This is a genomic window from Streptomyces sp. NPDC059828 (assembly GCF_042731955.1).
GTDB lineage: Bacteria > Actinomycetota > Actinomycetes > Streptomycetales > Streptomycetaceae > Streptomyces.
Genome location: NZ_JBHWIW010000047.1, coordinates 1 through 12,120 on the forward strand (window position 1 = coordinate 1; position 12,120 = coordinate 12,120).

The following is a 12,120-nucleotide window of genomic DNA, read 5'->3' on the forward strand; positions in this document are numbered from 1 at the left end:
CCCCGCCGGGTTCCGGGTAGCCCTCCGGGTGACCGACCGGCCGAGGGGAGACCCCGCCCACCCCACACCCCAGCCACCCACCGGCCGCACACGACGACGGAGCCCCCGCCCCCTTGGGAGTAAGGGCCCCCGCCGGAGGCGGTCCTGTAGGTATGAAGAGAACCGAATGATGGCCGACTCCACCGTCTCGGCAGAGCCATGAGCTGGGGTTTTGTGGCTTGTTGCCCTCAATTCGAGGGGGCATAATTAGGGATTCCGGCAGGCTGGGGACGGCCTGCCGGTGCAGTGTGGTCGCTCGATCCGGCCATGTCTGCCGAGCGACTGGACAGGTAGTAACGGAGTAAGGCACGATTAGTGAAGCCGAGAGGTTCGATGCTCGGCTCTTCCGCGGAGACGCGGGAGGAAGTGGGGCGGACGGTCAGCTCAATGGCAGTAGTGCTGACCGTCCTGAAGCCCCCCTAGCCCCAGGCCCTTCAACAAGCCCATATACCAGGAAGGCATCTACGCATGATGGTAAACGACGCGGAGCTGCACACGGCCCCCGCCCTTGACGACCTGATCACCCTGCACGCCGGAAACACGGCCGGTGCCGACCACGGTCTGCTCTACCGCATCGAGGACGGTCCCCTCCCCCGTGACGGGGGGTGGTTCATTCAGCTCGCGGACGAGACCGCGCCCGGCGCCCAGGACTGGGCGGCGACCATCCAGAGCCAGGACATCGACACGATCACCAGGCCGATCGAGTCCGGCGTCATGAACTGGAAGCACGAGGACGACCAGGGCCAGGCCGACGAGGACGCGGACGAGGAGCCGGAGGTCGAGCACGGCCTGACGGAGTCCGGCGTGGTACTCCTGCCCCGCGCCGCCGGCCACGACCAGCACCACCGCGACCAGGGGGCGGGCAATGACGACTGAAGCCCCGTCGCGAGACGGAATCACAACGGAGGACTCCCTCATGGCCATCCTGAACGGGCGCCGGGTATCGACCCGCAGGGAGCTCGCAGACAAGCACGACCTGAGCGTCACTCACCTGGAGAAGCTGTACCGGGAGCGGGAAACGAACGGGCACCCTGAGCCGGTCCCGGACGCCGCCGGCCGAGAACTGACCTGGTACGACGCCGACTGGCGCCGCTGGTACAAGAACCTCACCGGCACAGCGGGGCTGGAGAGCCGCGCGGAACTGCAGGAACGCACGGGCCTGGGCCGCAGCACCCTCGAACTGCTCTACCGCGAACGGGAGACCAACGGTCATCCCGAACCGGAGAAGACGGTCGGGAACACCATGTACTGGAACTCCAAGGAATGGGACCGCTGGTACAAGAACTACCAGGCCGGACAGGAGTGGCGGACGCCGATCGACCGCAGCGGCAACGCCGAGGACGAGATCACGCTCTCGCAGGCCGCACGGGTGCTGAACATGGAGCCCACGAGCATCACGAAGTACCCCACCAGGAAGCCGAAGCACTGGCCCGATCCAATCAGGGAAGAGGAGACCGACAGCGGCCGCGTGAAGCGCTGGTACCGACGCGGAGACATCTGGACGTACGGCGAGCTCCGCGAGCGGGGCGGTGGCGGTCGCCCCGCCGGCTCGGCCGGGACCACGCGCCGCTACCCCTACGACGGGGACGAGCGGCTGGAGAAGGCCCGTAAGGCGTTGAAGGCGAACCCCGACATGCCCGCCGCCAAGCTCGCCGGCGAGCTCGCCCGCGAGCACGGTGGAGCTGCCGGGACCTGGTCCCACATCGTCAGCAGCGCACGGCAGAACCCGGAGGACTGACCAGATGACCACCAGCGTCACCATCGCCTCCGACGTCATCGACCAAGTGGGCCTGGACCAGGCCGCGGACTTCCAGAGCCGCGTCACGGTGTTCGAGTGCGTGGAGTGCGAGGCCGCAGGCGACGCCAGGACGGAGCCCGCCGTGGTCGTGCTGCGTCGCAGTCCCGGCCTGTCCCATCTGGGGGTCGCGCACCATCGCTGTGCGAACTCGCAGGTACGGGACTACGGTCCGGGAGACCTGGCCCTCACGGGACAGACCGACCTGGTCCCCCGGGTGCTGGGACTGCCGTCACCGACCGGCACCAGGCCGGTGCTCCTGCTCGGGTACGAGGAGGAGGTCACCGTCACGGAGGACGGTGGGCCGCCCTACGATCCCGTGATTCGGAGTCTGCTCGGAGACGGGCTCCATCAGATCCCTGCGCTGGGCAAACCGTCACCGCGAAGTCCTGGGTGGCGAGCGCTCATCGGGCCGGGTACGAACGTACAGGTGAGCTCCAGCGCCCATGTGTGGCTGACGGACGGCGACATGTACGTCCCACCGGGGTGGAGGACGCTCGCCGAGCAGGCAGGCGAAGTCACCCTCATGATGGGACGTCTCGAACACTCCCTCCTGCACGCTGTCACTCCCCCGCTGATGGCGTATGCGAAGGCCGCCAGGCAGGGACATCTGGTTGCCGGTGTCGTTGACGTCGTACTGCGTTGAGTCCTGGCAAGCAGGCAGCACAGCGGGCACGCCATCGAGCGGGCAAGTGCAGAGCACAGTGAGTTTGCCATTACGTATGCCATTGCCCTACGCAGTGCACTGGCAAGCATGTATGCACAGGTCAGGCCCTACTTATTCCCCCGCTGTCAGCACCGCATCCCTGCCCGCTTTTCAGTACAAGTGCTAGTCCCTCGGCAACGCAACTGGCCGTCGTGCTGACCTATCAGCGTGACGGCCAGTTGCGTTGTAGGCGGGCAAGCAGACGGGGCTGACGGCGAGAAACACAGTGGGCAGCACAGCCTCCGTGCCACCATGTATCCACGCGTGCGGCCGGGCGAGGCTGCCATCAGAACAGGAGAGGGAGGTAACAGTGGCGACACCACTAGACATCGCTGCCTACTCAGCATCGCTGGTGAACTGGTCTGAGCTGGGCCATGTCTACTGCTTCGGCAACGGCAAGGGGGGCGTCGGAAAGACGACGTGCACGTGCAACATCGGCGGTCTCGCGGCGGCTGATGGCCTTCGCGTGCTGATCGTTGACCTGAACGTACAGGGCAACGTGGCAGAAGAACTTGGCTACGCCGAAACCGAGCTGGACGACGAAGGAAAGGGCCTGCTGACCGCCATCACGCTTCAGGAAGCGGTCAGGCCCATCCGTAACGTTCGGCCGAACCTGGATGTAGTCCCGGGAGGCAGGCTGCTGCGTCGGGTGCCGGGCATCATCGGCTCCCCGATCAACGATCAGGAACGAGCTGCGGCCGTCCTTACTTTGGCCCGCATCCTTCAGCCAGTGGCCAAGGAGTACGACCTGATCCTGATCGACTCCCCGCCCGAGAACGAGCACATGATGCAGCTGGCGCTGGGTGCCGCGCGGTGGGTGGTCGTGCCGGTCAAGAGCGACAAGTCCAGCCGTAAGAAGGGGCTCAAGGCCCTCGCCACGGACTACGCAGCGATGCGGCAGTACAACCCGTACGTGACTCTTCTGGGCGCCATCCTGTTCGCTACGGGAGCCAACGCCACGGCCATTCGCAAGACGGTTCGCGACGACGTGGAAGCCACCCTGGGTGGAGCAGCCCCCATCTTCGACAACGTCATCCGCTTCGCAGAAGCGGTGGCAGTGGCGGCCCGCGACCGCGGCAAGCTGGTGTACGAGCTGGAGGCCGCTGCCTCCGAGAACCCGGAGTTCTGGAAGATTCGCGCCGGCCTGGCGGACGCGAGCCAGGTCGTGTCGAAGACTTCGGCGTCGGTGAGCGAGGACTTCGCCGTCGTGGCGCGAGAGCTCTTCACCCGGGCGGCCACGGTGCAGAACGAGATGATCCAGGAAGGTGTCTGGCCGTGACCACCCCGGAGGAAAACCTCGGGTCCATCTTCGCCCGGCCGACGGCGAACACCGTACCCAACCGTGCACAAGGGCTCGGCGGTCTCGTCCCCAACCGCGGAACAGGCGGTGCCCCGCCCCGGCAGAGCCCCACCGGCAGTAATCCGCCGCCCCCGAAGGACCCCGAAGAGGTCGAGGAGGCACCGCCGCCGGTCGCCCCCAGCGGTGGCACCCCGCTGCCGCAGACCCCTTCCGGCGTTGAGGAGCCGCTGGCGCAGGCGCCCGCGGAACCTCCCGAAGCGGTCGAGGCTGAGGAAGGAGAGACGGAAGCGGCGCTTGCCAAGACCAAGCACCGTACGACGCTGTACGTCTCGCCCGCCCTTCACCGTCGGTTCGAGCGGTACGTGCGGGCAGCACGTGGTCGTACGAACACGTCGGCGGTGTTGGAGGCGGTGGCAGCGAAGAACTCGACCACCCCGCAGATCATCCAGGAGTCCAAGGTCTCGGTCGCGGCCGGGAACGAGCTGTTTCCCGAGGACCCCCGAGCGGTCCGGTACCTGGGTGCGGGACCCGTGCAGATCCAAATCGCCCCGACCTACGCCCAGTTGCAGGTCTTGGACACCCTGACAGCCAAGTACGGGTTCGAGGCCCGAGCCACCTGGATCGCCCCAGTCCTGAACGCCTTTCTCCCCGGCAAGAAGGAAAAGGTTCCGGAGTGATCAAGGGCTTGACAAGGGCCCCAAAATAAGGCATAATTAGGGACGTCGTGAGAGTGGTTCTTGCGGCGCAAAGACGAAACCCCGGGCTGCCTCAGCTTGTGGAGGCGGGCATCCCGGGGTCTCACACCAGAGACGAGGCTCCGATGTCGTACTTCAGTATCACCCCAGAATGGGGTGGACGTGCACCTTCCGGTGCTCTGCTGCCGGAGGTGGGGGCGTGAACGTGCTTCCCCGTATTCACGCCGTGGCGGAGTCCCTTGGAGTGCCTCCGTGGACGGTCGCTCTCGGCGGAGTGCTTGCGGGCGTGGCGAGCCTGGCCCTGCTGATCCTGGTCGTGCGCTTGGCCGGCCGGGCGGCGACGCGGGCGGTCGAGAAGGCTCGCCGCGATGACGACAGCGAGGCCCGCGCCCGGGTCATGGCCATGATTGATGACCGCTGGCGGACCATCGTCGGCATCTGCGGTATGTCCGTCAGCATGTACGGCCTGTACGGGTTCGCGGAGGAGACGGCGGGGCTGCCGCTGCTGCTGCGGATCTTCTTCATCGCGATCTTCGACGGTGCAGAGATCGGCCTCATGCTGGGGCTGGCGCGGTCCCTGGCTGCCCAGGACGTCCCACGGTGGACCGAGGGCATGATCCGGTCCCGCCGGATGGCATGGGGCCTGGTGGCCCTCTCGGCGGCGGCGAACTGGGTGCACGCGCCGGAGGGCGGCGGACTGTGGGCGAAGGTGGCCCTGGCCGGTGTGCCGGTGGTGTCGGTCAAGCTGCTGGAACACGGCCTGGACCTGCGGATCGCAGAGCTGGCGAAGGCCGAGGAGGAGGACGGCGTCCGACCGGGTCCCCTTCGCCTGTTCGTCCTGCTGTGGCGCCGGATCTGGATCGCGGCTTTCGCATGGTTGGGCCTGGACACGACGTCCACGACCAGCGAGACCTCCCGCCGGCTGCTGGCCCAGCGTGCGGCTCGCGCGGTCATCGTGCTGGCCCGTGCTCAGAAGCGTGCCGACCGTACGTTCCGATTCGGCTGGCGGAAGTCGCTGGCGGACCGGGCGGTGGACCGGCGGACCGAGGACGCGGCGGTTGCACTGGACCGCGCGGACGCGCCGGTCAACGTGGACCAGGCTCTTGCCGTGGTCCGGCGGACCATGGGTCACATGCAGGCCGGGCGGCTGGGACGGCTCGATTACGCGGATGTCGACGCTGTGGTGAACACCGTGGTCTCGCTGCCCGCGTTGCAGCAGAAGGTCACGCAGAAGCTAGAGGAGCAGAAGGCCGAGGTGCAGGACGAGCTGCGTGCAGCGGAGCGGGCCGCGAAGCAGGAGCGGGACGAGGCGCTGGCCGCGCTGGAGGCGGAGCGGGAGGAGCGCGCCCGGCTCCAGGCGGAGCGGGAGGAGGAGCGCGAGCGCTTCGAGGAACTGGCCGGACAGCTTCGCGAGCAGGCCGAGCAGCTTCGCGCCGAAGCAGAGCAGGCGAAGCGGGAAGCGGCCGAGCAGGTTCAGCTTGTCCGTGAAGCAGTCGAGCAGAGTGCGGCGCGTGAAGCGGAGGACCGCCGAGCGGAGCGGGAGACCACCGAGCAGCGGGCCGAGCGGGAAGCGAAGCGGTGGCACGAGCAGATCGAGCAGCTTCGTGACGAGGCGAAGCGGCAGCTTCAGGAGCAGGCGGAGCGGTTCGAGCAGCAGGGCGCCGAGCAGGTCCGCGCGGAGCGGGACCGGTGGAGCAGGGAGCTGGAGCAGCTTCGTGGCGAGGCGGAGCGGCAGCTTCGCGAGCAGGCCGAGCAGCTTCGCACCGAAGCAGAGCGAGCGAAGCGGGAAGCGACCGAGCGGGTCGAGCGCGAAGCGGCCGAGCAGCTGGCGGCGGAGCGGGCCGAGGCGGAGCGCAAGATCGCCGCTTCTCAGGAGCAGGCGGAGCAGCTTCAGGCTCAGCTCGATGCGAAGCAGGCGGAACCGGAGCAGACCGCGCCGGCCGGGACGGCGGAGCAGCCGAGGACGCCGAAGCCGAGGGAGGCGTCGAAGCCGTCGGCGCCGCTGGCCAAGGGCTCGCTGAAGCAGCGCTTCATCCAGCGGGTGCACGAGCTGTGCGAGCAGGGCGAACCCCGTCTGCTCGGTCCGGCGGTGACTCCCCGAACCCGTACCGATGTCGCGTACCAGGTGCAGGCTGAACTGGGGCTGACGTCGCAGGGGACGGCCCGCACTTACATGCAGGAAGCGATGGAGCGCTGGGAGGCCGCCCAGCAGGCCGCGGCGGAGAAGCAGGCGCCCGCCAAGGCCGCCAAGGACAAGGGCAAGGGTAAGGGCAAGCTGCTGGACACCTTCGGGCGCCCGATCGCGGACCTGGACGCGCTCGACCCGAAGGGGGCCCTGGCGCGGATCTGATCAAGACGCGAACGGGGGCTGGCCGGACCTGGAAAGGGTCCGGCCAGCCCCCGTTCCGCTGCCCGACGATGTCCTCGGTGCGGCACCGCAGAGGGGCCCTGGGGGCCGTTCTGCGGCCCTGCTGGCACCCGTCGGGTCGGGGAGGCCGAGAGCGTCCGGGACGGCGTCCAGCGGCCGCGAGGCCGGGCCCGAATCGAGGGTCGAGGGCGCCGGTAGGCGCGGTAGGTAGGCGGTAGGTAGTTGCCGGTAGGTGGCCTCTGACCTGCGCATCTACCGGGCTACCGAGTGACGGGACGCGCCGGCCCGACCGGTCGGGGAGCGGGGCGTCAGGCGGTGGTGGTCCACCGGTAGGAGAGCGACCACAGGTGTGCGGGGAGCACGCTGACGGTGACTGCCACGGTCCGGTCGGCGGTGGCGGCGGTGCGGGTCAGTTGGATGACCCTGTTGTCCGCGTCGATCTCCAGGGCGGTCGCTTCGTGCTCATGCGGCGGGCGGACGTCGACGGTCTCGGAGAAGTCCGTGGCCCGGTGCCCGAGCTCGGCGAGAAGGCCTTGTACGCCCCGGGGGCCGAGGTCTGGGCGCTCCAGGTCGGTGTGCCGCGCGATGTCGAGCGGCAGGTACGTGAACGCGAGCTGGACGGGGGTGCCGGGATCGGCGGGCGCGGAGCCGGCTGCCACGGCGAACGTCCGCGTCTCACGGATAAGGACCTGCCCCTGCCGCTTCAGGCCGAGCGAAGCGGCCAGGTCCTGCGGGGCCCGCTCGGTGCGCACGTCGGGGAAATGACGGGCGACGAGTCCGAGGGCCCGCAGCTCCGCTTCGAGCGCGTCGTCCGAGCCGTCCGCTTCGCCGTCAGGGACGGAGCGGAGCAGGCCGTCCGTGCGCCGGGTGATCCGCTGCAGGAGACGGGAGACGTAGGCCCCCGATCCCTTGCGTGTGGTGACCAGGCCCTCGGCGGCGGCGACCCGGACGGCCCGCTCTACTGCGGAGCGGGTGCACCCCAGGTGCTCGGCGAGTTCGGCGGCGGCGGGGAGCCGGGAGCCGGGTTCGTACGTGCCGCCCGTCACGGCGTCCCGCAGTCGCTGAGCGACGCTGCGGAACTCCGGGGTGGCGGACGGGTGCTGTGTCATGAGCTGAGGGTAAGGCTCCGCAGCAGATCACTCAATCTCCCGAGGAGATTTCTAAATCTCCCGTGGAACTTGGTTGACCTCCTGTGGAGGTTGGCGTTTACTGGAGGTACCGCAGGACGCCAACGCGCTTGCTGCGGAGTCGCCTTACGCGACAACGGCCCCGCCGGTGCTGAGCACCAACGAGGCCGGATGCACCTCGGAGCGACCCCCTACCGCCAAGCAGATGGGCCGCCCCGAGTCCCTATCCCAACGCATGGAACAGGACTCACATCATGGCAGAGAAGCAGACCAGCACGCCTTCGAACGGCTACCTGCGGACGGGCCAGCCGGGCATCCCGGTGCCGGGCGCCGGCCGGACCGACGGCCGCCTCCGCCAGGGCGACCCGATGATCCCGCAGAAGCGTCGTCCCTGACCGCTGAGCGTCACTCGCGTGCCTGGCGCTGAACAGCACCACGGCACAGGCAGGGCCCTCACCCGCAGCGCCACCGGCCGCGACCCTTCGTCGCGGCCGGGGCGCCGCCCCTCCCGAAGGACAGCCGTGTTTGACCTTGCGCTCGGCGCCGCCGTGGTCGCGCTCGCCGCGACCCACCTGTACCGGCCGAAGAGCAGGAAGGTCCGAATCGCCAAGGACGCCGTGACGGTCTGCACCGTCGTGGTGGTTCTCGCCGTTTGGAGCCAACTGTGACGCTGCTTCACCACCACCGTGGACGCGCCGCGCGCGCCCGGTCCGTGACCCCGCCCGGCCACGTTTCGACCCGCACGTACTACCCGTCCGCGAGGTCCTGGACGCCGTACGCGGATGCCCGTGCTCTGGACCTCCCCGCTGGCTTCGTCCGGCATCAGCGGGCGGCGACGAGCAGTTCGGCCCTGCCCGAGGCCGACGAACTCCGCATCCGGCAGCTGATGACCGACGCCATCCGGAAGTGGGGGTGGCTGGCCCGATGACGACGAACACCGGCTCGGAGACGCAGGTGTCCGAGGCAGGTGTCCGCGACGTGAGCGACTTCCTCGCGGACCTGGACGACGTCCTGGCGACGTCGACCGCACCGACGATCCCGGCACCGGCAACCGAGCCGGACCCGGAGCTGGACGCTGCGGCGACCATGCCCGACGTCGACCTGGACCTGGAGGTGGTCGGCCCGGACGCCGACGCCGACACCGCGCCGGTCGCCGCCGCACCCGAACCCGCCCCGGTCGAGGCACCCGCCCCGGCCGCACCGGCGAAGGACTGGTGGAACGACGTCTACAAGGACGACGCCGCAGACCAGGACACCTTCACCGGCAACGTTCCCGCTCAGGCGACCGCGCCGCCCACGCCGAGGCACGAGCCCGTCGCCGCTTCGGCCCAGCCGGTAGTCGAAGAGGACGACGCCGACGACGACGAGGACGGCGACGACCAGGACGAGGCGTCCGAGCCGAAGAGGAACCGGAAGAAGGACAAGTCCGCCCAGGACGACGACGGCGACGACACCGACGAGGCCCCGGCGCCGGGCGCGACGACGGGCGGCCGGTTCGCGGCCGCGGTCAAGAACGCCGGTCCGGTCATCGCTGGCACCACGAAGGGTGGCGGCCTGATCAACAACCCCCGGGGCCGCCAGGTTGTTTTCGCCGGCACCGCGTACGCCGCGGGCTGGGGTCTGCACCTGGACGACTGGGTCACGGGCCTGATGGTCCAAGCCGACCAGTACGCCACACCCGTGGCCGGGTGCGCTCTGGGTGCCGGGGTCTTGGGCCTGGCCATGCGGTCGAGGTTGGGCGGCGTCGTCTTCGTCTCTTCGCTGGGCCTGATCACGGCTCTGCAGATGGCCCGGCCCGCGTGGGTCGTCGGCGGTGGCGTCGCGCTGGGGCTCCAGGTCGCCTACCGCATGGCCCGTGGCTGGGTCGGCCACTACGGCGACAAGTGGCCCTGGAAGGGCGTGGTCTGGGCCGCCCACGTTCCCGCCGCCACGGCCACCGTCGCATTCCTCCTGTACGGCACGAACTAACCGAGAGAGCAGATCACAGACATGGGCCAGATTTTCGGAGCGATCGGTTTCACCGGCGGCGCCGTCGTGATGACCGCGTTCCTGATCGTCGGCGCGCAGGGCAAGTGGAAGATCAAGTTGTCCCACGAGGGCGTGATCGCGGCCGCGTTCATCACCGGCCAGCTCTATGCCCAGGCCGGGGAGACCTTCAGCTTCGTCGGAGACATGAGCGGCGGCCTGTCCCAGGCGATCCAGACCAGCTTCGGGTCCGCGGGCAACTTCGGCGCCGGTGCCGTCGCCATCCTGATGTGCATCCTGCTGTACGGCCTGAAGCCGTCGAAGTTCCGCAACGGCCTGTTCGCCCTGATGCTGCCCAGCATGTTCACGGCGGCCGGTGGCATCTTCGACACGATCACGCACCTGATCAGCAACCTGACCGGAACGGTGGTCGCCTGATGGCTGTGGACCTGGTCAAGTCCGACCCGGGCGACGAGGACAAGGACGTCGCGGACGACGTCGAGCTTGTGGACGGCGAGGGCGTGACGGTGGAGCAGCCGTCACGCCCTCGGGCGTGGTGGGGCCAGATCATCGAGTCCCTGGAGAGCGAGGCGGACGCCCCCCGGGTGTCCGGCCGTGCCGTGACCCGGCCGGACCTGTCGGCGTATCACGCGTTCGACCGCGCCGGCCTGGTCGCCGTACGGGCGGGGTCGGTGATCATCCTCCGCGCGACCTGGACCCTGACACGCCGGGGCTGGGCGCTGGTCATCGGCCGGGTACGAAAGGGGAAGGGCGCGAAGTCGGCCCCGAAGGCGGCAGCCGGTGGCGACGCCGAGCGTTCCGCGAAGCCGAAGCGGCGCGGAGGGAAGTCTCCGGCGAAGAAGTCGGCGGGGGGCAAGAAGGCGCCCGCGAAGTCAGGGACCAGCACCGGTGACCTCATCATCGGCGGTGTGGTTCTCGTCGGCATGGGGGGCATGTTCCTGGTCAACACGGCGGTCCCAGCGGTGGGGAAGCTGGCGGCGGCGGTAGGGAACTGGGTGGTCGACCACCCGGTGGACCTGATGCGAGGAGCGGGCGGTTTCGTGATCATCTTCGTGGTGATCGCCTGGATCGTCGGAGCGGTCGCCGGGGCCCACGAAGATCACGAAAAAGAAGATTGCGAAGAGGACGCGGACGGGGGAGTCACGGAGGCGGAACCCCTTGAAGATCACGAAGAGGATCAGGGGAGTGGGGAAGCGGAACCCGATCCATCCAGTGGGGAAGTGGTGGAACCGTCCCCCGAAGAGGCTGCCGAAGCGGAGCGAATCAAGGTCTACGCGTGGGTGCGCGAGAGCATCAGAACCCGGGGGAATGGCACCGCCGTGCACCTTCGTGAACTGGCCCTGGGAAGCCTCCCCGAGGGGGGCGACATGCGGTCCGAGATCGGCCGGGTGAGGGCCCTCCTGGCGGCCCACCAGATCCCCGTCCGGGACGGCGTGAAGGCCCCCGCATCGGACAAGGACGGGGCCACCCGTAACCGGCCCGGTGTGCACCGCCAGGACCTTCCCCAGGGCTTCACTCCCCTGCCGGCCCAGGGGTCGAACCTGGTCCGCCTACTACCGGTAGGTCAGCCCTCTGACCTGCAATAACTACCCGCCGCCTACTGCCCGCCTACCGATTCGGTAGGCGGGCTACCTGCCGTCCCGCGCAGGTTCTAGGCTCGATTCCCGCATCAGCAGCCGCCCGTCCGTGGGCGGCCCGTGAGAGGAGAACGTCCCCGTGGCGTACTGGAAGTGCGGCGCCTGCCGCACCCGCTTCCCGATCGGCCCGGAGGGGGAGACGGCTGCACGCGAAGCCCACCGCCAGCAGGCCCACTTCGGGGGCATCCCCGACGGCGAGGACGGACCCGAGCGGAGCGGCGGGGAGCCGATCACCGGCCGCCAGGTCCTGTACGGACTGGTCGTGTTGGCCGTGCTCGCCGTCCTGGCCCGCTCATGCGACTTCCCGCTCATGAGCTGATCGAGCCGTCCACGCAAACGGAATCGGCGCCGGCCGGCCCTGACAGCCGGGGCGCGTACGGGGGGGGGGTTTAGGTACAACAAGAGGTTAACAGGGTGCCCGGGGGGGGGCGGGTACAGCCCGGCCCCCCCCCCCCGGGGGGGGTGGT

Annotated in this window: 14 protein-coding genes; 13 read left to right on the forward strand and 1 reads right to left on the reverse strand. The window is 69.2% G+C overall.

Annotated features, from left to right (window positions below; all coding sequences use genetic code 11):
* The first annotated feature begins 507 nt into the window (after nucleotides 1-507).
* From ACFV6V_RS24635 to ACFV6V_RS24660, 6 genes are all read left to right on the forward strand, one after another.
* Nucleotides 508-915 (forward strand): DUF6211 family protein, encoded by a 408-nt coding sequence (locus ACFV6V_RS24635; RefSeq protein WP_385568775.1) that lies wholly within the window; start codon nucleotides 508-510, stop codon nucleotides 913-915.
* A 40-nt stretch (nucleotides 916-955) separates the two neighbouring features.
* Nucleotides 956-1,777, forward strand: a complete 822-nt coding sequence (locus tag ACFV6V_RS24640; protein ID WP_385568777.1) for a hypothetical protein — start codon at nucleotides 956-958, stop codon at nucleotides 1,775-1,777.
* Nucleotides 1,778-1,781: 4 nt separating this feature from the next.
* Nucleotides 1,782-2,480, forward strand: coding sequence for a hypothetical protein (locus ACFV6V_RS24645; RefSeq protein ID WP_385568780.1), 699 nt, complete (start codon nucleotides 1,782-1,784; stop codon nucleotides 2,478-2,480).
* 370 nt (nucleotides 2,481-2,850) lie between these two features.
* Nucleotides 2,851-3,819: a ParA family protein gene (locus ACFV6V_RS24650; RefSeq protein WP_385568782.1), complete on the forward strand. Its 969-nt coding sequence runs from the start codon at nucleotides 2,851-2,853 to the stop codon at nucleotides 3,817-3,819.
* Entirely contained in the window at nucleotides 3,816-4,517 is a 702-nt protein-coding gene (locus ACFV6V_RS24655) for a hypothetical protein (RefSeq protein WP_385568785.1), read from the forward strand. The genes ACFV6V_RS24650 and ACFV6V_RS24655 overlap by 4 nt, the downstream gene beginning before the upstream one ends.
* Nucleotides 4,518-4,734: 217 nt before the next feature.
* Entirely contained in the window at nucleotides 4,735-6,885 is a 2,151-nt protein-coding gene (locus ACFV6V_RS24660; RefSeq protein ID WP_385568788.1) for a hypothetical protein, read from the forward strand.
* Nucleotides 6,886-7,211: 326 nt separating this feature from the next.
* Here the strand turns inward: ACFV6V_RS24660 and ACFV6V_RS24665 are convergent, their stop codons facing one another.
* Nucleotides 7,212-8,012 (reverse strand): GntR family transcriptional regulator, encoded by an 801-nt coding sequence (locus tag ACFV6V_RS24665; protein ID WP_385568790.1) that lies wholly within the window; start codon nucleotides 8,010-8,012, stop codon nucleotides 7,212-7,214.
* 272 nt (nucleotides 8,013-8,284) lie between these two features.
* On the opposite strand from ACFV6V_RS24665, the gene ACFV6V_RS24670 reads away from it, so the two are divergent.
* From ACFV6V_RS24670 to ACFV6V_RS24700, 7 genes are all read left to right on the forward strand, one after another.
* A complete protein-coding gene (locus ACFV6V_RS24670) occupies nucleotides 8,285-8,425 on the forward strand; it encodes a hypothetical protein (protein WP_356313600.1) in 141 nt (46 codons plus the stop codon).
* Nucleotides 8,426-8,551: 126 nt separating this feature from the next.
* A complete protein-coding gene (locus tag ACFV6V_RS24675) occupies nucleotides 8,552-8,698 on the forward strand; it encodes a hypothetical protein (protein WP_385568793.1) in 147 nt (48 codons plus the stop codon).
* Nucleotides 8,695-8,958 (forward strand): hypothetical protein, encoded by a 264-nt coding sequence (locus ACFV6V_RS24680; RefSeq protein WP_385568796.1) that lies wholly within the window; start codon nucleotides 8,695-8,697, stop codon nucleotides 8,956-8,958. The genes ACFV6V_RS24675 and ACFV6V_RS24680 overlap by 4 nt, the downstream gene beginning before the upstream one ends.
* Nucleotides 8,955-9,998 (forward strand): hypothetical protein, encoded by a 1,044-nt coding sequence (locus ACFV6V_RS24685; protein WP_385568798.1) that lies wholly within the window; start codon nucleotides 8,955-8,957, stop codon nucleotides 9,996-9,998. Before ACFV6V_RS24680 ends, ACFV6V_RS24685 begins: the two co-directional genes overlap by 4 nt.
* Nucleotides 9,999-10,019: 21 nt before the next feature.
* On the forward strand, nucleotides 10,020-10,433 hold the full coding sequence (locus ACFV6V_RS24690) for a hypothetical protein (RefSeq protein ID WP_030794178.1): 414 nt from the start codon (nucleotides 10,020-10,022) through the stop codon (nucleotides 10,431-10,433).
* Nucleotides 10,433-11,602: a hypothetical protein gene (locus tag ACFV6V_RS24695; RefSeq protein WP_385568801.1), complete on the forward strand. Its 1,170-nt coding sequence runs from the start codon at nucleotides 10,433-10,435 to the stop codon at nucleotides 11,600-11,602. Before ACFV6V_RS24690 ends, ACFV6V_RS24695 begins: the two co-directional genes overlap by 1 nt.
* A gap of 130 nt (nucleotides 11,603-11,732) precedes the next feature.
* A complete protein-coding gene (locus ACFV6V_RS24700) occupies nucleotides 11,733-11,972 on the forward strand; it encodes a hypothetical protein (RefSeq protein ID WP_385568804.1) in 240 nt (79 codons plus the stop codon).
* The last annotated feature ends 148 nt before the right edge of the window (nucleotides 11,973-12,120 follow it).